17 protein-coding genes are annotated in these 23,538 nt (G+C 32.0%); 10 read left to right on the forward strand and 7 right to left on the reverse strand.

Features of this window, described 5'->3' with window-relative positions; translation table 11 throughout:
• Nucleotides 1-71: 71 nt before the first annotated feature.
• Entirely contained in the window at nucleotides 72-905 is an 834-nt protein-coding gene (folP, locus tag Q0829_RS12595) for a dihydropteroate synthase (protein ID WP_298543291.1), read from the reverse strand.
• A gap of 83 nt (nucleotides 906-988) precedes the next feature.
• Here folP and Q0829_RS12600 point away from each other — a divergent pair, with 83 nt between their 5' ends.
• From Q0829_RS12600 to Q0829_RS12635, 8 genes are all read left to right on the forward strand, one after another.
• The gene (locus tag Q0829_RS12600) at nucleotides 989-1,531 is read left to right on the forward strand and encodes a DUF1599 domain-containing protein (RefSeq protein ID WP_298543293.1); all 543 of its coding nucleotides are present in this window, start codon (nucleotides 989-991) and stop codon (nucleotides 1,529-1,531) included.
• 93 nt (nucleotides 1,532-1,624) lie between these two features.
• Nucleotides 1,625-2,821 carry a BT_3928 family protein gene (locus tag Q0829_RS12605; RefSeq protein WP_298543296.1) on the forward strand — a complete coding sequence of 399 codons (1,197 nt, stop codon included), beginning with the start codon at nucleotides 1,625-1,627 and terminating at the stop codon, nucleotides 2,819-2,821.
• Nucleotides 2,822-2,823: 2 nt separating this feature from the next.
• Nucleotides 2,824-3,894, forward strand: a complete 1,071-nt coding sequence (locus tag Q0829_RS12610) for an ABC transporter permease (RefSeq protein ID WP_298543298.1) — start codon at nucleotides 2,824-2,826, stop codon at nucleotides 3,892-3,894.
• 54 nt (nucleotides 3,895-3,948) lie between these two features.
• Nucleotides 3,949-4,701, forward strand: coding sequence for a triose-phosphate isomerase (tpiA, locus tag Q0829_RS12615; RefSeq protein WP_298543300.1), 753 nt, complete (start codon nucleotides 3,949-3,951; stop codon nucleotides 4,699-4,701).
• Nucleotides 4,702-4,800: 99 nt separating this feature from the next.
• Entirely contained in the window at nucleotides 4,801-5,640 is an 840-nt protein-coding gene (gene prmA, locus Q0829_RS12620) for a 50S ribosomal protein L11 methyltransferase (protein WP_298544380.1), read from the forward strand.
• 57 nt (nucleotides 5,641-5,697) lie between these two features.
• A complete protein-coding gene (locus Q0829_RS12625) occupies nucleotides 5,698-5,973 on the forward strand; it encodes an ATP-dependent Clp protease adaptor ClpS (protein ID WP_027392496.1) in 276 nt (91 codons plus the stop codon).
• A gap of 355 nt (nucleotides 5,974-6,328) precedes the next feature.
• A complete protein-coding gene (locus Q0829_RS12630; RefSeq protein WP_298543306.1) occupies nucleotides 6,329-7,177 on the forward strand; it encodes a M57 family metalloprotease in 849 nt (282 codons plus the stop codon).
• Nucleotides 7,178-7,754: 577 nt separating this feature from the next.
• Complete coding sequence (locus Q0829_RS12635; RefSeq protein ID WP_298543309.1) at nucleotides 7,755-8,612, forward strand: M57 family metalloprotease; 858 nt, start codon at nucleotides 7,755-7,757, stop codon at nucleotides 8,610-8,612.
• Between the two features lie 231 nt (nucleotides 8,613-8,843).
• On the opposite strand, the gene Q0829_RS12640 is transcribed toward Q0829_RS12635, so the two are convergent.
• The 3 genes from Q0829_RS12640 to Q0829_RS12650 form a co-directional block, all read right to left on the reverse strand.
• On the reverse strand, nucleotides 8,844-11,438 hold the full coding sequence (locus Q0829_RS12640; RefSeq protein WP_298543312.1) for a TonB-dependent receptor: 2,595 nt from the start codon (nucleotides 11,436-11,438) through the stop codon (nucleotides 8,844-8,846).
• The gene (locus Q0829_RS12645; RefSeq protein ID WP_298543320.1) at nucleotides 11,439-12,347 is read right to left on the reverse strand and encodes a FecR family protein; all 909 of its coding nucleotides are present in this window, start codon (nucleotides 12,345-12,347) and stop codon (nucleotides 11,439-11,441) included.
• 73 nt (nucleotides 12,348-12,420) lie between these two features.
• Complete coding sequence (locus tag Q0829_RS12650) at nucleotides 12,421-12,930, reverse strand: RNA polymerase sigma factor (protein WP_298543322.1); 510 nt, start codon at nucleotides 12,928-12,930, stop codon at nucleotides 12,421-12,423.
• Nucleotides 12,931-13,191: 261 nt separating this feature from the next.
• On the opposite strand from Q0829_RS12650, the gene Q0829_RS12655 reads away from it, so the two are divergent.
• Entirely contained in the window at nucleotides 13,192-16,575 is a 3,384-nt protein-coding gene (locus tag Q0829_RS12655) for a T9SS type A sorting domain-containing protein (protein ID WP_298543325.1), read from the forward strand.
• Nucleotides 16,576-16,850: 275 nt separating this feature from the next.
• Here Q0829_RS12655 and Q0829_RS12660 read toward each other — a convergent pair whose 3' ends face one another.
• The 3 genes from Q0829_RS12660 to Q0829_RS12670 all read right to left on the reverse strand — a co-directional run bounded on the left by Q0829_RS12660 (nucleotide 16,851) and on the right by Q0829_RS12670 (nucleotide 21,142).
• A complete protein-coding gene (locus tag Q0829_RS12660; protein WP_298543328.1) occupies nucleotides 16,851-19,526 on the reverse strand; it encodes a carboxypeptidase-like regulatory domain-containing protein in 2,676 nt (891 codons plus the stop codon).
• 117 nt (nucleotides 19,527-19,643) lie between these two features.
• A complete protein-coding gene (locus tag Q0829_RS12665) occupies nucleotides 19,644-20,549 on the reverse strand; it encodes a FecR family protein (RefSeq protein ID WP_298543330.1) in 906 nt (301 codons plus the stop codon).
• A gap of 71 nt (nucleotides 20,550-20,620) precedes the next feature.
• Entirely contained in the window at nucleotides 20,621-21,142 is a 522-nt protein-coding gene (locus tag Q0829_RS12670; RefSeq protein ID WP_298543333.1) for a sigma-70 family RNA polymerase sigma factor, read from the reverse strand.
• A gap of 235 nt (nucleotides 21,143-21,377) precedes the next feature.
• Between Q0829_RS12670 and Q0829_RS12675 the strand changes: the two genes are divergently transcribed.
• Nucleotides 21,378-23,009 (forward strand): tetratricopeptide repeat protein, encoded by a 1,632-nt coding sequence (locus Q0829_RS12675; RefSeq protein ID WP_298543335.1) that lies wholly within the window; start codon nucleotides 21,378-21,380, stop codon nucleotides 23,007-23,009.
• Nucleotides 23,010-23,538: the final 529 nt, after the last annotated feature.

Consider the following 23,538-nt stretch of genomic DNA (forward strand, 5'->3'; position numbering starts at 1 on the left):
TTTTTGTAAAAATAGGAAAATTAGTGAAACTCTAATTAGAAAATTCGCTTTAGACAGAGCATTCGAATTAGTTAGTTAATATTGTCGTGATATCTATTAGTAAGAGTAATACATTCCATAGCTTCTTTTACGTCATGTACTCTTAAGATTGAAGCTCCTTTAAGAAGTGCTATTGTATTTAACGAGGTTGTTCCGTTTAATGATGCCGATGGAGTAATGTTTAAAGACTTATAAATCATGGATTTTCTCGATATTCCTATTAAAACTGGTAACCCTTGAAATTTTAATAAGTCCAGTTTTCTAAGAAGTTCAAAATTCTGGTCAATGTTTTTTGCAAAACCAAAACCAGGATCAACGATAATGTCATTAATACCTTCTTTTCTTGCTTCAGCTACTTTTTGCGAAAAATAAACCTGAATATCTTTTAGTAAATTTTCATATTGATCTAACGATTTCATGGTTTTTGGAGTACCTTTCATATGCATCATGATATATGGTACTTTAAGTTGCCCAACAGTCTGAATCATTTTTTTATCCAGATTTCCGGCAGAAATATCATTAATTATTGCAGCTCCTGTATCAACACATTGTTTTGCAATTTCGCTTCTAAAGGTGTCTATGGATAAGATAGCATCTGGAAACTTAGATAGGATTAATGTGACTACAGGCAAAATCCTCTTTTTTTCTTCTTCAAGAGAAATGTGATCTGCTCCAGGTCTCGAAGAATAAGCACCAATATCTATAAAAGTAGCTCCTTCCTGAAGCATTTTTTCTACCTGATGTAAGATTTGTAATTCGTCTTTGTATTTTCCTCCATCATAGAATGAATCTGGTGTTAGATTTAAAATTCCCATTACTTTTGGGGAGGAGAGATCAATTAGGGAGCCTTTGCAATTAATGGTCATATAAGAGTTTATACTATATTTTTAATGTTTATTTGGTATAATTGCCATATTAAAGCGAAATTTACGCAAAATTAAATAGTTATATGCAAGATACGTCAACACAATATGACGCGGTAATCACGAAATGTCGTGATTTATTTATTAAGAAAATGAAAGATTATGGGAGTGCTTGGAGAATCCTTAGATTACCTTCGCTCACAGATCAGATTTTTATAAAAGCACAACGAATTCGAGGACTACAAGAAAACGAGGTTAGAAAAGTAGATGAAGGAGAGGTTTCTGAATTTATTGGAATTATTAACTATAGTCTGATGGCCTTGATACAGTTAGAGAAAGGGGTTGCAGAACAACCAGATTTGTCTACAGATGAAGCGACAGAACTATACGATACCCATATTGATATCACAAAAACATTGATGATGAATAAAAATCATGATTATGGTGAAGCATGGCGTGATATGAGAGTTAGTTCACTCACAGATCTGATTATTCAGAAATTACTTAGAGTTAAACAGATTGAAGATAATAAAGGTAAAACATTAGTAAGTGAAGGAATTGATGCTAATTATCAAGATATAATTAATTATGCGGTTTTTGCTATGATTCATTTAGGTGAAGCTAAATAACTTTCACGATTTTATAAAATACTGTTAAACTAAAAGCAACAAGATATAAAGCTATTATCTTGTTCGAAATAAATTATAATTACCATTTTAAAGATGAAAATACTTGTTGGTTTTTCCAGAATATTTGTAGCTGCTCTTTTTTTATTTTCAGGATTTATTAAACTTAATGATCCATTAGGATTTTCTTATAAATTACAAGAATATTTCAGTGAAGGGGTATTAAATATGGAGTTTTTAATTCCATTTGCGCTATTAATGGCAGTATTCCTATGTGTTTTTGAAATAATAGTAGGGGTTACATTATTGTTAGGGTATCTACGTAAATTTACCTTATGGTCGTTATTAGGTATGATTGTATTTTTTACATTTCTTACCTTTTATTCGGCTTATTTTAATAAGGTAACAGATTGTGGATGTTTTGGAGATGCTCTACCATTGACTCCTTGGGAGTCCTTTACAAAAGATGTAATTCTGCTTGTGTTTATTTTGATTTTGTTCTTCGGAAGAAAATATATAACACCAATCCTACAGGAGTCTTCTCATAAATGGATTGTCTTTGCCTGTTTTACTGCTTGTTTAGGATTTGCATATCACGTACTAATGCATTTGCCAACTTTTGATTTTAGAGCCTATAAAATAGGAACTAATATAGAAGAAGGGATGTCAGTACCTGAAGGAGCTCCGGAAGCGGAATTTGAATATTTTTGGAAGTTCAATATAGACGGTACAGAAGAGATTATAAAAACCAGTGGTGAATATCCACAAGTAAAGGGCAAATATATAGGAGTAGAGACTAAAATGATTAATGAAGGATATATACCACCTATTCATGATTTTGCAATAGAAAAAGATGGGCAAGATTATACTGCAGAATTTCTAGAAAAAGAAAATGTTGTCCTTATTATAATGTATAATCTTTCTAAAAGTGAAGGCGAAGGAATGAATGCCATAAAAGGACTTACTGATAAAGCTTTAGCTCAAGGGTATGATGTAATAGGGCTTACAGCATCTTCTCCTCAGGAAGTTTCTCAGAAAAAAGGACAGTATGATTTGAGTTTTGATTTTTATAGCACAGATGAAACAGCGCTAAAAACAATATTACGTTCTAATCCAGGAATAGTAAAATTAAATAATGGTACAATTATAGAAAAATTACACTGGAATGACGCGGATAAATTAATTTTAGATAAAGTAGAACGATCAAAGCCGATTATTAAGGAAACGGTAGAAGAAGAAATAGATACCTTATCTGTTGATACTTTATCTATAGATGCAGAAAAACCTAATTAACTATGATTAAATACTTCTATAAATTTGGGTATGCGTTACTTACTTTATTAGGAGTAATTACTGTGATTTTTTTATTGTTTACAATTCTTCCAGGTGATCCAGCACAAATGATGATGGGGCAGAATGAAAATAAAGAACAGTTAGATATCATAAATAGAAAATATGGTTTCGATCTTCCTATTCGTACTCAATATCGCTATTATCTAAATGACCTTTCACCAATTTCATTCCATAGTACAAAAGAAGATGATTTTTCATATTTCGATTCTAAAAAATATTCTGGAGTTTCATTATTTACTTTAGGAACTACAAAAACAGTTTTTAAATATCCTTACCTGAGAGAGTCTTTTCAAAAAAACGGAAAAAAAGTAAGTCAGGTAATTAAAGAAACATTACCTAATACAGCAGTATTGGCAGTATCTGCAATTTTGATAGCTATATTTTTGGGTGTTTCTATGGGAATTGTTAGTGCACTAACTAAAGATCAATGGCCCGATCGTTTAATTCAATTAGTAAGCACCATAGGCATGAGTGTTCCTTCTTTCTTTAGTGCCATTATTTTTGCATGGTTATTTGGGTATGTATTACACCAATATACCAATCTCAATATGACAGGAAGTCTATATGAAGTAGATGATTTTGGAGAAGGGACATATATCCAGTGGAAAAACTTAATACTACCCGCAATAGTTTTAGGAGTTCGACCATTAGCAGTAGTTACTCAATTAATGAGAAACTCTTTGTTAGAAGTAATGAGTCAGGACTATATAAGAACAGCTAAGGCAAAAGGTTTATCATTGATCCAAGTAATTAGAAAACATGCGCTAAAAAATGCTTTAAATCCGGTTGTAACAGCAATTTCTGGATGGTTTGCATCTATGTTAGCAGGAGCGGTATTTGTAGAGTATATTTTTGGATGGAATGGGCTTGGGAAAGAGATAGTAGATGCATTGAATACATCGGATCTTCCTATTATTATGGGAGCGGTAATTGTGATCTCTTCAGTGTTCATTCTAATCAATATATTTGTAGATATTATCTATAGATGGTTGGACCCTAGAATTCGGGTCTAATTATCGGACTTTAAATTGTAACCAAATAGTAACCACACACATAAATTAAAATTAATGAGAGCAAAAATTGTAGCAGGAAACTGGAAAATGAATAAAAACCTGGCAGAGACCGGAGTTTTACTTTCAGAGCTAAAAACAAAACTCAAGGAGGCACCAGATGCAAAAGTCATTGTAGCGCCAACGTTTACCAATTTATATTATGCTTTTGAGGAGCTTAAAGATTTTGATATCGAAGTAGCAGCACAAAATATGCATCAATCTGAAAATGGAGCATTTACCGGAGAAATTTCTGCGGATATGCTAAAAAGTACTGGTGTAGAAACCGTTATATTAGGTCATAGTGAACGCAGAGCATATTTTGGAGAAACAGATGCATTGTTAGAGGAAAAAGTGAATACAGCATTAAAACACGATATGACGGTTATCTTCTGTTTCGGAGAAGAATTAGAAGATCGCAAGTCTGGTAATCATTTTGATTTGGTAGAGAGTCAGTTAAAAAATGCTTTGTTTAAACTTGATGCTACTGCTTGGAAGAATATTATTTTGGCTTATGAACCGGTTTGGGCAATAGGAACAGGAGAAACGGCAAGTCCTGAACAGGCACAAGAAATGCATGCATTTATTCGAAAAACAATAGCCGATGCATTTAATACGGAAATTGCAGAAGGAGTTTCTATACTATATGGAGGGAGTGTAAAACCTGCCAATGCAAAAGAGATTTTTGCTAAGCCAGATGTTGATGGAGGATTAATAGGTGGAGCTGCTTTAGATCCAGAGAGTTTTGCTGCTATAGCAAATTCTTTCTAAATTAAAATTTTAGACAATAAATAATTAGGTATTCGCACAAGCGAATACCTTTTTTGTTACCCAAAATAGTAACTTTGCAACCTAATTTTTAAAAGGATGATGACAACTCCCATATATATAGGCTACTATTTTACTATTGAGCCTTTACAGCCAGCAACGGAAATTTTGATTGCAGAATTAGGTTATGCCGGTTTTGAAAGCTTTGTAGAAACTGAAAAAGGAGTAGAAGCCTTTATTCAAAAAGAAGAATGGAATGAAAATATATTGAATGATATTCATGTATTGAATTCGGCTGAGTTCGAAATAACATATATTTCGGAGGAAATAGAACAAGTAAACTGGAATAAGGAATGGGAGAAAAATTTCACTCCTATTATGGTGGATGATATCTGTAGCGTGCGAGCCCCATTTCACGAAAAACCAGAGGTGGTATATGATATTGTGATAGAACCTAAAATGTCTTTCGGGACAGGTCATCACGAAACGACTCATATGATGATTCAACATCTTCTAAAGAACAATTTAGAAGGTAAAAAGGTGTTGGATATGGGTTGCGGAACGGGAGTTTTGGCAATATTGGCAGAGATGAAGGGAGCAAAACCTATTGATGCTATAGATATTGATAATTGGTGTTATCTGAATACTATCGAAAATGTGGAACGCAATAATTGTAAATACATAACTGCTTATGAAGGTGATTCGTCATTATTGGTAGGCAAGCAATATGACGTCGTTATTGCTAATATCAATAGAAATATATTGTTAAAAGATATCTCCATATATGCCGGGACATTAACTTCAGGTGGGAGTCTTTTTCTAAGTGGTTTCTATAAAGAAGATTTGGAGATGATTACTAAGGAGTGTGCTGCCAATAATTTGGAACTTCAGGAGAGTTTTGATAGAAATAATTGGATAGCAGCTAATTACAGGTTAAAATAATCTAATAGACGATTAATTTTTCTTTTCGAAATAGTATATTTGTATAAAATTAAAGTGATGAGCACTCAAGAAAAAGTTTTAGAGGAGGTTTTAGAAAAAACGGTTGAACAAAATAATAATGAGATTGTTTTATATAACGATGATGTCAATACATTTGATCACGTAATTGAAACTTTGATCTATACGTGTGAACATACACCGGTACAGGCTGAGCAATGTGCTATGCTGGTTCATTATAAAGGCAAATGTACGGTAAAAACGGGCGTTTATGAAGAATTAGTTCCTAGGTGTTCCAAGTTGTTACAGGCAGGCTTAAGTGCAGAAATCGTTTAGATAAAACAACATTTGTAGGAATAATCGTTCAATAAAATTATTTGTTGAACGATTTTTTTTGTCTAAAAATTTAAATTACGGTTATAACATAATGATAATAAGGTTTTGAGATGTTTTTTTGGATTATGTCATTCATCGAAAAAACAGCATTATATTGATATATTTTTAATGATTTTTTGATTTTACTTATAATAATTCAACGTATTAACTTTTTTTAGTAAAAAATTATCATATCTTTGAATCGGAAAAAATTGTACGCCCCAAAACTTTCTTATTGATTTTTAAGCTAGCGCAATTCGTTGGTTTTGAAGGTACTTTCCCAAAATAATTTATACAAACTCAACACATTTTTACAATGAAAAGAATTAAATTCTTAGCACTATGTGCTATCGCAGCAGGTCTTGTTACATCTTGTCAAAAAGATGACATTTCTACAGAAATCGATACAGTAAACAAAGAAGTTTCTAAAGAAGTAAAATTACAATTAGAAGCAATTGGAGTGAATTCTGATAATGCTACTGTACAAACTAGAACATTTTTAGATGGTTCTGAAGTTTCTGGAGTTAGATCTGGAGATTATTTTTCTACTCTTGAAAACCTTATGAGTACTCCTGCTTTAGGAACTGGTGAAGCTAACACTAAACAATATAGAACTAATAATTTAGTGACAGGTTCAAGCAGAACTATAGATATTATTGGTTATACTGGAAATAATAGTAATGGTTTAAATAGTAAAGAACAAACGGGGTTGCAGTGGGCAGTTAATAATTATAATAGATTGAATTTATCGGTTAGTTTTAGATTGACATTTGGTACGGATTATCAATCTAAGGATATGGTTGTCTATCACGATCCAAATGAAGAAGCAGCTGGAGAACAAGGTGGAGTTGCAGGATTTCCTGACTCGCAAGGAAGACCAAATAAATGGATTGCAATTTATGGTTTAGGAGGATATTCTAATAATGTAAATGAGCACGTAATTACACATGAGATTGGTCATTCTATTGGTTTCCGTCATACAGATTGGTTTAGCCGTCAAAGTTGTGGTCAGTCTGGAGAAAGTGCAGGGTCTGATGGAGCAATCCATATTCCAGGAACACCAACAGGATATGATTCTACTTCTATTATGTTAGCGTGTTTCAGTACTAGCGCCTCTGGTGAATTTAACGGGAATGATGTAACCGCACTAAATTACCTTTATTAATATAGTTTACTCTATAATTTTGATTAGATAGATAAAAACCCAACTTCAGTTGGGTTTTTTTATGCTCTTTTTGTTTTACAACTCTGATTGTTATGATATAATTTTCAAGTACTTGTTTCGATACTTTTTTAAAAATAAAGTACGGTAAAACATCCTTTAATATTTTTTTAACATTTTTTAGTTAAAAATTTATGATATATAAGAAATTACCTACAATTATTTGTGAAATAAGAATCACTTTAAATTTGTTAGATATCAATGATACTACTATGATTTTTTGCTAGATAAGGAATATATATCGTAATAATCTTGATGCATTTAATCGGTTTTATTGTGTAACTTAAGGATGTGCATTTGTTAAACAAAAGTCTTGTTTATTGAATTTAATGTATGGATTTTACGGATAATCAAAGAATAGTTTAAAGAATTAACTGATATTTAAAAAAAATTATCATATCTTCAGCCCGCTTAAATTTTAAAAAGGTTCAAAGCATTACTAAAATTTATTTCAACAAAATAGATACTGTAGTAGATTTATTTTGTTTAATAGTAACTACACAAACTCAACTTTTTAAAAATGAAAAAAATCAAATTTTTAGCGCTTTGCGCTATCGCTGCTGGTGTTATGACATCTTGCCAAAAAGACGAAATCGCCAACGATTCTCAACCAGTTTCATTAGAACTTAGTAAAGATTTACAAGATAAATTATTCGCTGCAGGAGTAAATCCTGGAGATGCAGAAATTGTGACAATGGAGCGTCTCGATGGTGTTTCAGTGCAATATGTAAAATCTGGAGACATTACATTAGAGTTAGCTTTATTAGAAAACGATACGTATAAGTTAGGTATTGCTGATGATGGTGAAAATAAACAATACAGAACATCTAATCTTGTTACCGGTTCTAATAGAACTATTGATATTTTAGGATTTACTGGTTCTTGTTGTGCGCTTTCTAGCAATATGCAAACTGGATTACAGTGGGCTGTTAATAATTACAACAGGTTAAATAATAGTTTAACATTTAGATTGACTTTTGGTACTAATTTTCAAGCTGCTGATATGGTAGTGTATGATAATGGTCAGTCTGGTCAAGGAGGATCTGCTGGTTTCCCAAGTGGAGGAGCACCTTTTAAATTTGTTCAGATTTTAAGCGGATTAAGAAACGCTAGTAATAACCTGAATGAGCACGTAATTGGTCACGAAATAGGACACTCTATAGGTTTCAGACACACAGACTACGCACGTAGAAGATGTGGTGGAGGAAACGAAGGTGGTGGAGGTGTTGGAGCAATCAACATTCCAGGAACTCCAACTGCTAATCAGTGGGGTCAGAATGGTTTAGATTCTGATTCAATAATGATTTCTTGCTTCGATGGAAGTGAAGATGGAGAGTTTAGTAATTTCGATATTACTGCTTTAAACTTTTTATACTAAAACTAAGTATATAATATAATAAACTTTGAATCTTTTTATGAGACCATCCCCATTGTGCGGATGGTTTTTTTTATGAAGAATAGTTGAGGCTTATCAAATTATGAAAACGATTTTTTGAGGTTATAGAATAGATAGATAAAGAATAAGGATAGTGGTATCTCTTTATATTAGATAACACAGTGAAAATTAAAAAGAGCACTACATAGGGTAATAAATAGATGCTTAATGATATTAAAAATCGATTCTGAAAGATACATTGGGAGTAATACCAGAAGAAAATGTATTTACTTCTTGCAATAAATAATTGTCATTATCAAATTTGATATTGTATGTTCGGTTTAAGATATTTTCTTTATCATATAGGTTAAATAAGGAAAATCCTATTTTACTTCGCCACGTATCTTTTTTTGACAAATTAAACTTATAGGAGGCAGAAAAATCCAATCTATGATAAGTGTCTAATCGTTTGCTATTAATCTCTCCATAATCTATAAAAAGAAATTCATCAGTTTCAGTAATGCTTTCTGCAGGAGTAAAAGGCCTTCCAGTTCTAATTGTCCATCCTAATGAGAATTCGAAATTATTCCATTGATAGCTATGAATCCATGATAGATAATGGCCGATATCAAAATTACCCGGAAAAGATTCTCCCTCATTAACATTCTCAAATTTAAAATCCTGATCAGTTAAGGAATAAGAAATCCATGTTCTGTAATCTCTGATTCTTTTTTTGATTAATACGTCTAAACCAAGAATTTCGCTTTCTCCTGTCTCTAAAGCAAGAACTCCATTAAAACCATTAGCAAACGATGTAAGTCCATCTATGGATTTATAGTAGCCCTCTATATCGATATACCAATCATTCTTATTGATAGTAAAACCACTAGAGATCTGATTACTGGCAAGCATTGAAACAAATTCAGAGTCGGCTAATAGCCATATTTGATTATCCAGACTAAAATCATTTGGTAGATAATTAGAAACCTGACTAATCACTTGATTTCTTCTTTCTGCTGATAATTTGGTTATGATGTTTTTAGATAAATTTACTTCTAGGTTAATTCTTGGTTCCCAATATGTTTTTTCAAGTACGGAGAAATAATTACCTCGTATACCAGCACTTATCTTAAGTTTTTCGTTAGAATTAAATTTATATTCTCCGAATATTGCGTGTGTCATATTGTTATCACTTTCATCGAAAGAAATGTCCTCAGCGGAGTAATCAGAATTATAAGCGACATCATTGTTAGAAAAGTCGTAACCCGAAGTAAAACTATGCTTAGGATTTATAAACCAATTTCCATGAATAGATCCACCAGCATCTCTGATTCTGTTATTCTCCACAATATCATTTTCGAAAAATAAGAATCCATCACTACTCGCTCTGGATTCTCTTAATCCAATATAGTTGAATTCATAGTTAGAAAAATAAATATTAGTTGAATGCGAGAAATGAGGATTCCATTTTTTCTCCCATTTCATGTTAACTCCTTGGTTTACATACTCTAATTCGTCTTTTTGGTTTTCATCAAAAGGTTCACTAAATCCCAGAATATTTTTGATGTTTAAAGTATAATTCAGATTGTTATTTGTAAATATGGAACTTATAGTAAATTTTTCATTATTAGATATTTTAAAAATTCCTTTAACTGTAAGATCTGTAAAGTAAAACACGTTTTCATTTTCTACAGTTTCTTGATCTAACTTTTGATTATCTATGAAAAAACGAATGCTTTGAAAAGCACGATCAGAATAACTTCGAAAAGTAGATGTTTCAAGGAGATCCGTGAATGATCTTCTTGCAGATATAACTACTCCAAAACCCTCATCAATGGGTGCTTCGATATAAGCATCTACCGTGGTCATATTAAAACCAACACCAAAGCCAAAATCTTTTGGAATTTCATTTTTTGATTCTATATCAACAACTCCCGAAATCCTATTTCCATATTTAGCTTCGGTACTACTTCTAAAAAGCTTTATATTTTCGGTAATATATGGATTGAAAATAGACAATAGATCAAAAAAATGCCCTGTACTATACATTTTTATACCATCCCATAAAATTAAATTATGATCAGGAGTTCCTCCTCTAATATGTAAAGACGAAGCAGTCTCAGTAGGGCTTTGTACACCAGGTAAAAACTGCAGGGTTTGTAGCACATCTGGCTCTACTAATCGCGGTAAAATACCTAATTTGCCTGGATCAATATTTATAGCGCTACTAGCTCCTTGTCTTGATATCCCTGATGTCACATATTCTGTTATAAGAACTTCGTCTAACTGAAAATCATCTTCAGATAGTAATATTTTAATACAGTCCTTCTTTTCAAGATCTTTGGCAATAAATTGTCGATTTTTATAGCCTAAAAGCCTAATGTTAATCGTGTCATTAGGTTCTGATAAGAATAATTGAAAATAACCGTTAGCGTCTGAAATCACTGATTTAGATTGATTTCTGTTGTTTATAAAAACTTCCTCTAAAGGTTTTTCGGTAGAACTATCAAGTAAGTATCCGCAGATCGAAATTCTTCCTTCTTTATTTTTTCTTCGAATAACATAGTATCTGTCATTAATCTTTTGAAAAAAGACAGAAGTTTGAAATTGTATTTTTTCGAGGATTGTTTCCAGAGAATCTTTTGCAGAAACACTTATCCTTTCAGTTTTGATAATTTCTGGATTGAAAGAAAATTTAATGTTATATGTTTTTTCTAAAACTTTCAGAACATTGTTCAAAGGAGTATTATCATATTCTAAACTAGCTGCTTTTTGAGAAAAAGAGCTAAAGTGGATGAATATAAAAAAATAGAAAAAAAATGATTTCATTTATTCTTTAACGAGAACTATGTTGTTTTCGTTGTTAAAAGTATACGAAATTTCCATAGGAACAAAGATTGTTTTTAAAGCTAGTTCAATATTCTCGTGATTATAACTACCTGTAAAACGCTGATTTTGATCAATTTTTTCTTTGTTAAAAGTAATATTAAACTGATGTTCTAGAGAAAGTATTACTTGCTTTAATGGAGTGTTGGTAAATGTAGTTTCTCCGGATATCCAACTTGGTTTTGTTGTTTCAGTTTCCCAGTTTTCGACGATATTATTTGCTACTCTAAAGGCTTTCCCTTTAACAAGAGTAGCTTCATTAGAGTTGTACCCCATAGCTTTTACTTTGCCTTCGTGACAAATAACTTCAAAAAAATCTTTTTGGGTATTTACATTAAATTGCGTTCCAATTACTTCGACATTTCCTGATGATGTTTCTACTAAGAAATCAGAACCTTTTTTTACCTTAAAAAAAGCTTCTCCCATTAGCGTAACCTTTCGATTATTCTTCCAATCCGACTCTTTAAATGATAATTCCGATTTAGAGTTAAGGATTACTTCAGATCCATCCAGAAGTTCTATTGTGATTTGTTCACCATAATCTGTTGTATGTGTGGTAGCATTATCAAAGAAAAAGAACAATCCTATTAATGCTACTAAGGTAGCGGCAATACCATAGCTCCAGTTTGGAATTAAAGATATGGTTTTTTTATTTTTAACAATATCATTTTTAATTGCTTTAAATATCTTCTCTTTATTGTACTCAGGAGAATCCAGTGAATCTATTTTATTTATAATAGTCACGTATTTCTGATAATCTTCCGATTTTTCAAATTCTATTTTTTCTTTAGCATCTAGAGTTCCATTAAGCCATCTTGCTAAAAATGTTTCATCAGAATATGGATTTTCCATTAGTCGTGTTTTACTTTCTTTATTTATGTCTTCTTATTAATAACAGCCTTATACTATATTACCCTACATATGATTATAAAATATCACCTAATTTTTGCCGTAAACTTAGTAATGCGTAGTGTATTCTTTTTTCGATAGCTTTTACAGAAACTCCTGTGATTTCGGCAATTTCTTTGTAAGACTTCTTGTCGATTCTAGATAATAAAAATGTTTCTCTTTGTTTTTCAGAAAGTGAATCTATTGCATTTTTAAGTTTAGACATAAACTCTTTTTCTTCAATAATGAATTGCGGGTCTTGATTATTAAGATCTGAATGTGGCTTTTGTTCATACTTAAGTACTACTTTTTTATGAGCTATATGATTTAATAAGGTGTTGTTAGCTACAGTAAATACATACGATTTCGCCTTGTAGTAGATAACTTTTTTGCAGTTTTGCCACAATTTTATGAAAGCATCTTGAATTATATCTTCTGCCAGAGCAATATCACCACATTTATAGTAGATAACATTCCGTAATGATTCTGAGCAATCATCAAAGATTGATTCAAAATTTTTTTCATCACAAACAGATTTCTTTTCCATATATTTTTCGAAGATATTTATTTTATTGAGATTTTAAAATTTAATGGTTTATAGTTTTTGTTTGAATCAGTTTTACTGATGGATTTTTTTTGGCTCATTCTTGAGACTGAATTAAAGACAAGCTGGTTTACGTGCTGTTTTAGTTGATGATTTAAATAAATAAAATATGTTTATGAACTTTTGAAAAAAAAACGGTTATTTAATTAGGGTTTCCTTGTATTTAGTTGTTTAATATAGAAGTAACTCAACAAAATTTTTAAAATGAAAAAAAATATTCTTTTAATTGTCGTATTATGTATTTGTTTTTCAGGTAGTTCGCAGTTTAATTCAAATGCTCCTTGGATGAAAGAGCTAACTGCACAAAAAAGATCTGCTGGAATAGAAGAACCGGTAAAATTTCATGAGATTGTAGATGCATTTAATGAGTACTGGAAAGATAAGGATCATACCAAAAAGGGATCAGGATATAAGCCTTTTAAAAGATGGGAGAATTTCTGGAAAGACTGTTTAAATGATGATGGTACATTAATGACCGCAAAGCAAATATGGGATGCAGGGTTACAGAAAAAAGCTTCTTTTAATAAAATGGCGGATCAGAGTAATTGGATCGCTTTAGGACCAGATGATTTTATTGATAGATCTTTTTCTAGTGCCAATATAGGTCGCGTAAATACTATTATTGTAGATCCAGTAGATCCCAATAAATATTATGCAGGTACTCCTGCAGGAGGTATATGGAAATCAGAAGATGCTGGTGCAAGCTGGGTTCCATTATCAGACGAGCTTCCGCAAATTGGAGTTTCAGCAATTGCGATAGATCCTGTAGATACTAATATAGTCTATATCGGTACAGGTGATGATGATGCCAATGATACAGTTAGTGTAGGATTGTTAAAATCTACAGATGGAGGGCAGACTTGGAATACTACAGGTTTAAGTTTTACTATTTCAAATGGAAGTAAAATAGGTGAAATATATTTAGATCCATTAGATAGAAACAAAGTTTTTGTTGGAACAAGTAGTGGTTTTTATAAATCTACCGATGCTGGTGTAAATTTTACTAGAACATTAAGTGCGGATGTAAATGATATGAAATTGAAACCAGGAGATTCAAATATTATATATGCAGTTTCTGATAATACGATATATAAATCTACTGATAATGGAGATTCTTTTTCTATCATAACAAACGGTTTACCAAGTTCGTCAACTAGATTAGCTATTGATGTGACTGCGGCTGACCCTAATTACGTATATATTTTAAGTGCAGGATCAGGAAGTTCTTTTCAAGGGATATATAAATCCACAGATAGCGGAAGTTCTTTTACGAGAACATTAACTACTCAAAATGTTTTTGGGGCAGGTCAGGCTTGGTATGACATGGCACTTGCTGTTTCTGACACCAATCCGGAAGAGTTATACACTGGAGAGTTAGATGTATGGAAATCTACTAATGGAGGAGATAATTTTACTCAAGTAAACAACTGGTCATCTAGGACCGCTTCATATACTCATGCTGACATTCACTTCCTACGATTTTTTAATGGAGAATTATTTTGCGGAAGTGATGGAGGTATTTTTAAGTCAAATAACGGAGGTAATACTTTTTCTGATTTGACAGAAAAAATGCAGATAGGACAGTTTTATAAAATTGCTGTTTCTAAGTCTAATGGAAAGTCTAAGAAAATGGCTGGTGGATTACAAGATAATGGAAGTTTTGGATTAACCAGTTCTGGTGAATGGAATGTTTATGGAGGAGGAGATGGAATGGATGCGGCGATTGATCCTAATAATGATAATAATTATTATGGGTTTATGCAGTTTGGACAGAACCTTTGGATCTCAAATAATGGAGGGGTAAGTCAGGCTGCAAGTGTATCCCAACCAACTGGTAGTTCTGGAAATTGGATAACTCCTCTTGTTATGAATAAAGAAAGTGAGTTATATGCTGGATATAACGCGGTTTATAGGCTTAATGGTTCTAGTTTTGTCAGAGTTTCTCCTGATTTTTTTGGAGGTAGTATTGATAGGTTAGAAATAGATCCGTCTAATTCAAATAATATGTTTGTGGCTATTAATGGAGTATTGTATAAAAGTATAGATAGAGGAGCTACATTTGATCTAGTTGAAAACTTCGGAAGATCAATTACATCCATTAATGTTCATAATAGTGATAGTAGTATATTATATGTTACTACTTCTGGTACTTCTGGAAAAATATATAAATCTGAAAATGGTGGGCTTGATTTTACTGATATTACTGGAGATTTTCCAAGTGTTCCGAAACTTGTTATAAAGCATCAAGGAGCACATTCTGATGATCCATTGTTTGTAGGTACATCTACAGGCGTATATAGAACTGACGATACTACTCCGGGAGTTTGGGAGGTTTTTGATAATAACTTACCAAATGTTCCTGTTAGAGATATAGAAATTAACGTAAATGATGCTAATATCACTGCGGCAACGTATGGTAGAGGAGTTTGGCAATCAGAAATACCTGTTCAATTGGCTCAAAATGATGTACGTTTACTTACTATAAATGCGCCAGGTATTGAAATCAACTGTGGTGATGTAACTCCTTCTATCGAAGTTAGGAATAATGGAGTTAATGCAATTACGTCTCTAGATATAGAATATGTTGTCGATGGTAACTCCAATACAACTACTTGGACTGGAAATATTAATCCTAGTGAAACACAATCTATTGATTTACCTCAATTAATTGTAGACCTTGGGGAACATACTTTGAACATAATAACTACAACTTCTGGTGATACTAATCCAGGTAATAATGAACTATCTGGTACTTTTATTACTAATGCAAGTGCAGTTGGTACAGATATTAATGATTTTGAAGATTCAGGTGATGATGTTTTGGTTGTAGGAGGTGTTTGGGAACGTGGAATTCCTACAGGAACTGATCTTAATACAGCTACATCAGGACAGAATGTGTATGGAACTAACCTGGATGGAAATTATGCAGATTCTAATACTAGTTTTTTAGTTTCTAATTGTTATGATCTTACAACTATAGGGAGTCCTGTTTTAAAGTTTAATATGGCTTTTGAAATTGAGTTAGATTGGGATTTTGTAAACATAGAATACTCTACTGATGGCGGTTTAAATTGGAATGTTTTAGGAACAGCAAATGATCCAAATTGGTATAATAGTAATACTTTACCAAATAATTCTAATTGCTTTAACTGCCCTGGAGCTCAATGGACTGGAACAGATACTGCAATGAAAGAATATAGTTATGATCTTGTTGCTTTTGCTAGTGAAGAGAGCTTTATGTTTAGATTTAATTTTGTTACGGACCAGAATACTAATGAAGAAGGAGTAATAGTTGATGATCTACAGATAGAAGGTAATACGCTAAGTGTAGATGATTTTGAGAACAGACCAGTATTGAGCGTATTTCCTAATCCATCTAGTGATGTATTTAACATCCAATGGAGAAATGCTACAGAAGTTTCATATCGAGTTACTGATCTAGCAGGGAAATTAATTTCTACAAGAAGTGGATTGAATTCTTCGGAGAATACCGCACAAATTGATTTAACTAATTACTCAAAAGGAATGTATTTTCTTAGTGTATCTCTTGATGGGGTAAATAAAACCATGAAGTTAGTGATAAACTAAACAGAAATAGATTTTACAAAGTAAATTTATCTTAAATATCTAAAACCCTTGTACAAGTTATACAAGGGTTTTTTAGTTTAGTATGAAAACGGAAGTTGATTTAAATTTCTTATGATCAAAACAAGATTAGAATTGACAATAAGGTATATCGAATAGTTTTGTTGTTCAAAACTATATTCTTGATGATCCACTGAGTTTACCGAAGTATATTTTTAATTTTATTTAAATAAATGTAAATCAATAATTTATGACTTAAGGTCAAAACATATAAAGTACTAAAAATAGATTCTAAAAACTGCATTAGGAGTGAAACCCAAAGAAAAACGTTGAATTACCTGTTCCAGGATTACTTCTAATTCTTCAGGCGAAGATCCATCGGTACCTGGTATGGCGATTCCACCATCATCCAGAGGTTTTCGTTCTGCTTTATATATTAGGTCTAACGGCTTAACTCTATTGTAAATGTTTAAGAAGGATAATCCAATTTGTGATTTGAGTTTTTTGTTTCCAGATTTAATGTTAAAGTCATATAATATAGAAGCATCTAGTCTATGGAAATCAGGTAATCGATCACTATTTACAGATCCAAAATTTACCACACCAGCGTTCTCACCATCCGCATCAATCATAATTTCATAACTATTTACAGGTGTTACAGGCTTTCCTGTTCTAAATTGCCATCCAAGAGAAAATTGCCATTTTTCCAATTGCAAGGTGTTAGAAATTCTAAATGAATGGGTGATATCATTATTCCCAGAAAACTTAAACGGAGTATCTTGCAAATTTGGAAATTGAAATGTAATATCATTAAAGGTGTATCCTGCCCATATCTTGTAGTTATTCCATCTATATTTTAATAAAACATCGATCCCTTTTATAGTACTTTCCCCTTCTTCGAGGTTTTCCAGAGGATTACTAAAACCGTTGGTAAACGTTGTCAGTCCTTCCAATTCTTTATAATAAGCATCTATATCAATATTTAAATTTTTAAAATGATATAATATTCCTCCAGAAATTTGATTACTGGTTAACAATGGAAATTGATTATCATCTGATAAACGCCATAATTCATTTTCTAATCGCAGTTCTGTATGATTAAATTCTACTAACTGAGAAATCGGTTGATTTCTTCTTTCAATGGCTGTTTTAAATCTAAAACGATCTCCTATGGGATATTCGAAATTAAGACGAGGTTCTATCAAAAATTGATCAAGAGAGCTATAATGTACGAAACGAAGCCCTCCATTGATGAGTCCACTGTTTTTAAAACTATAAGTGTATTCCCCAAAAACCGCATTTTTAAGATTGTTATCGTCTTGTACAGATCCTTCTAACTCAGCATCCACCGGATTTTCTTTACTAATAAGTATGTCTAGATTCGTATATGACAGCTCATATCCTAGATTTAGACTTTGCCTTTCTTTTATAGTCGAAGTGGAAACAAATTTCGCTCCTACATCGGTAATATCATTTTTCCGGATATTAATTTCCGCTAGGTCCAATATACCATCGTCCGTCTCATCTTTGATTTCATCATTTTGGTAAAAAGAATTATACTCTGAAAAATAAAAAATAGCTTTTATATGTTGTTTTTCACTTGCTGTATGCTTCCAGGAAAGACTTAACCCCTTATTTTGGGTAATTAGTGAATCCACAACAAATTCTTCACCATCTCCAGTGAAATCAAAATCTAAACGATTTCGAGTGTATAACCCACTCACTGAAATACGATTTTTTGCATTTGGTTTTATAATAAGTTTGGTTCCAAAATCAGCAAAAGAAAAATCAGTATTACTTGATTCAGGACTAAAATCATCATCTGTTTCTAGGGTTAGTACATTTCCATTAATATCACGAGCTACCCCAAAATTCGTAAAAATCTTATCTTCATAACTATTGTATGTTGGGGTCTCTAATACGTCTGCATACGATCTTCTGGCAAAGGCATATACTGCGGTTTTTTCTGATAATGGAACTTTGGCATATCCGTTTAAGGACAATCCATCAACTTCGAATCCTCCTTCTATTTTTTTAGGAATAGCATCACCGCTGGAAATATCGATAATTCCAGAAATACGATCTCCATAGGAAGCACTTGTACCTGATCTGAAAATAGTTGCTTTTTTGGTTGCAAAAGGATTAAAGAGTGAGAACATTCCATAAAAATATCCAGTATTATACAATTTGATGTCGTCATAGAGTATCAAATTTTGGTCTGGTGATCCTCCACGAATTTGAATCCCAGTAGCAGACTCATCTAAAGTAGAAATACCAGGAATTAATTGAATACTTTGCGCAATATCAGGGGATACTAGTCCTGGTAAAATTCCTAATTTATCACTGTCTAAAGAGATTGAGCCATCTTTGTTTCTGTCGATACCAGATGTAACATAACCTAATACTATGACTTCATCAAGAGTATCACCAAGCGGACTAAGGTATATTTCCTGACAAGGATCTCCGACCCTCAGAGAAAGTGTTTTATCATCATACCCGATAAAAGTAACCCTCAGATTGTTTACATCTGTATTAACATTTTTAAAACTGAAATATCCTTTTTCATCAGTTTCCGTACTTTGCTCATTGTTGATGCTTATCAAAGAAAATGGTATAGGTTCTTTGCTCTCGTTATCGAAGACATATCCGCAAATAATTCTTGGAACAGAAATAATCACCTGTTGTGAGGAAACTTTTTCAAAAACTAATCCAGTCTGCGATGTTAATTGAGGTAGTAATCCATCGATTGTTGTTTCTTGTTGCTCTAATGTTATTATTTTAGAAGCTATAATTTCGGGAGCATAAGAAAACAGTATAGAAGTTTTGGATTCGATATCTGTTATTACTTCTTTTAAAGGAGTTTGAGAATAAGTAACGGTTATTTTTTGTTGGGCATAGCCAAAAATAGAACACAGCAGTAATGCTGCAAATAGTAAGGGGTTTTTTACCTGCATTTTTCATTGTATTTAGTAAGAATTCAATGATAAAAAAAAGGGGACTTTACCATTAATAATAATCTTTGCGTATGTTATAATGAAGACGCCAAAGATTTTATAAAATTTAAAGCAAATTTAAGGTAAATATATGATAGTTTTATCCTCTGATAAGGTATAATTAATCCCTAAAGGAGTTAAAGTAGATTTTAACGCTGTTTCCAGATCATTATGTAAAAAACTCCCCGTAAATAATCTGGTTAAATCCACTTTATTTGATTGAAAAGTAACATTATATTGACGTTCTATTTCGTTAATAACTTCCTGTAACGGTTGTTCTTTAAAAACGCTAAGTCCTTTCATCCAATTAGGTTGGTCTTCAGTTGATTTTTGACTAACTATAGTAGCATCGGATATAATAACACGATCATTTTTGCGTAAAATTTGATGTACCGTGGCATTTGTTTGATCAAATCGAACTACTCCTTCATAACAGTCTAATTCAAAAGTGTTTGTTCGAGTTTTAATATTAAATTCCGTTCCTAAAACAGCAACCTTACCATAGGAAGTTTCAACGGCAAAACCATCACTTTTTTGTACTTTAAAATATCCTTCTCCTTTAAGATGAACGGTTTTGTTATTCATCCAGAAAAATCGCTTGTGTGTTAATTCAGAATCTGCATTCAATTGAATTTTAGAACCATCAGGTAAAACCACTGCGAGTTGTTCGCCATAAGCCGTTTGGTATGTTTTAGAAGAATTGAATACACCAAATATACCAATCACTATGGCAATGGAAGCAGCAATAGCATACCAGATCGTATTAGAAGATTTTCGAGACTTACCAAAAGTAATCTGCTCTTTAGTTTTGATAAGTGCTTGTCTTTTATCAACTGGCGGAGCTTTAAATTTTTGCGACTCTTCATTGATACGGTCAAACATCTTGTAGGCGTCTGATTTCTTAAACTCAGATAATTCTTCTTCGCTTAATTCACCAGCTACCCAACGCGCTATTAATGTTTCATCTGATTCGTACTTTTCCATAATTATTAAAGTTTAGGTAAACCCCTGCTCTTATATCTAATACAGGTTGTTATGGGATTACCCTACTTTTTTTAAATTTTTATTTCGCTTCCTAGTAATTCCCTTAGTGTAACAAAGGCTTTACTCATTCTTCTTTCTACCGCTTTTACCGATATATTGGTCATTTCAGCAATTTCTTTATACGTTTTTTTATCAATTCGACTTAATAAAAATACTTCTCGCTCCTTGGGAGAAAGTTTTGAAATACAGAATTCCAGTTTTTCTCTAAATTCTTCAGTTTCCATAATAAAGTCAGGGCTTTCATGATTTCTATCATCTCGAGGTGTACTTTCATACCGCAAAACCACTTTCTTATGTGCAAATTCATTTAGAAGTGCATTATTACACATTTTGAAAATCAAAGATTTCGCAGTATTATAAATAATATCAGCACATTGCTTCCATAATTTCACAAATGCATCCTGTACGATATCTTCTGCTTGTTGAAGATCACCGCACTTATAATACAGATGATTTCTCACTGATTCGTAGTGAGTATTGAAAAGACTATCAAAATTCTTTTCTTCGCAAACAGATTTATTTCCTTCAGCCATGTGATGTTAACCTTATTGGAATTTCAAAGCTATTAAAAAAAATCAGAAAAAAGATAGGGTATTTCCGTATTCGCCTGTATTATGTTTTAAACCAAATAGTAAGAAGTTTGATAAAAGAAATATTAGTGAAATTCATACTATTTAGTCAAAAAGTAAATATGCGCTGTTTGTTTTAGTATCTTTAAATAGGTTGTAATCAGACAAGACTTTAATACTCTTAATCATACCCCTTATAATGAAAAAATCTGTCATAATTGTTTTTATATGTTCTTTACTTTTTACAAGCTTAGTGTTTTCTGCTCAGGAGCAAGATACTACCGCCGTTAGACTTACTACTGAAGTTAAGTTGGCACAATCTGATACCGCAAAAATAAAGGCACTTATTGACCTTGGAGACTATCAAATAATCAGAGATTTCAGAAAGGCAGAAAAACATTTTTTACATGCTTTAGAACTCATTAAAAAAGGGCCAGAAACAGAAAAGCAAGAAACACTAGCAGTTGTTTATGGAGCATTGGGCATTGTAAGCAAACGAAAAGGAGATTACCCCGAAGCAGTAGATTACTATTTAAAATCTCTCAATCTATATAAGGAATTAAAAGATGACTCTAATATAGCTGATATATATCATAATATGGCGATGGTATTTAGGGATCAAAAAGATTATAAAAAGTCAATTGAATACTTCAAAAAAACAATAGTTCTTAAAGATAGTTTACACGAAGAAAAAGGAGTAGCCATTGTGTATAATATGATGGGAGTTGCGTATCGTCAATCTAAGCAAATGGATTCAGCTTATAATAGTTATCAGAAAGCAAAAGCGACATTTTTACGATTACAAGATCAAGAAAACATTTATAGAGTAAACTCCAATCTAGCCGCCTGGTATCATACCCAAAAACAATATCAAAAGGCAATAGCAATCTATAAAGAAAATCTGGAGTATGATGATAAAACCAATCGCCGCTTATCCCTGCAAAGAGTGTATTATAACATTGCAGGTGGTTATATGCAACTTAAAGAATATAGAAGTGCATTGAATTATATTGATCAAGCATTAACTATTGCAAAAGAACAACAAGCCAAGACACGTATATCCAAGTCATATTTAAGACGGAGTTTTATTTTACGAAAATTGGAAAATTATAAAGAAGCATTAGAAAATTATAGATTACATAAAAAGTATTCAGACTCTGTGTTTAATATTGAAAACGCTAAAAAGGTACAAGCATTAGAACTTAAGTATCAATTTAATCAGGAAAAGTTGGCGGACAGCTTACAGTTTGCAAAAGAAAAAAGCGAGCTAACTTTGATTACCGAAGCTGAAACTGCTCAAAAAAGATTGTATTTCATACTATTTTTGGTAACAGTAATTGCTGGAATTGTAATTACCTATCTTATAAGAAGGATATATAGAAGTAGAGTGAGGTTAGCAGCAGAAGCATTAGAAAAAAATAAGCAAGAATTAACAAGTTTCATTAAACAGCTAGTGGCGAAAAGTAAAGAACAAGAAGAACTAACAAAAGAACTTGATAAACTAAAAGCTGAGGTTGTACAAAAAAGTTCTTTAAAAAAGTTACAAGAAGTAGCAGCTGAAAAGATTTTAACTAAAGATGATTGGTATAATTTCAAAGAAAAGTTTGTAAGAGCATACCCTTCTTTTTTTGAAAATATCAAACAAAAAGGGTACGAGCTTACACAATCAGAAGAAAGATTGGTTGCAATGGAAAAATTAGGACTAGATACTCGACAAATTGCTAATATGTTGGCTATATCAGAAGATAGTGTAATGATGAACCGTTACCGTTTACGTAAAAAAATCAATTCTCCAAAAGGAGCCCCAATCCTGGAATATCTTGAAAACTAATACTAATTATGATCATTTTATAATATCAATTTTTGAATAATGATCTGTTATCAAACCTGAATTACTATTAAAAATTTGAAATTTAGAATATAAGTTGATGATTTTAAAAGGAAATTGAAACCCTTCACTTAATAAATACATTCTTTTTTTAATAACCGAAAATCACAAATAGTAAGAAGTTGTCAACACTCATAAAAGTATAAACAAGAAGAATTCGTACTACATTATACTTAATTGGAATTCGTGGCGCAAGATTTTATTTTACAGTGCTTTAAAAGATTATTGAATGATTTTGTAGGGGCGTTTGTAGGGGTGAATTTTTCGTATTAGAGTTAGTCTATAACCTACTTTTGCCATACCTAAATCTAAAATCTCAAAATCCATGAAAGCTTATTTTTACCATCTATCCTTTTCTGCACATTCAGTTAAAACCAATACTCAGTAAACTACCCATTTTAAAAGAATTAAAAATAAAAATAGGGTATCTCAAAACTTGCCTGTACTAACTACAACGCAGAGATACTGTGTA

It is taken from the genome of uncultured Aquimarina sp., from assembly GCF_947492405.1.
Lineage (GTDB): Bacteria > Bacteroidota > Bacteroidia > Flavobacteriales > Flavobacteriaceae > Aquimarina.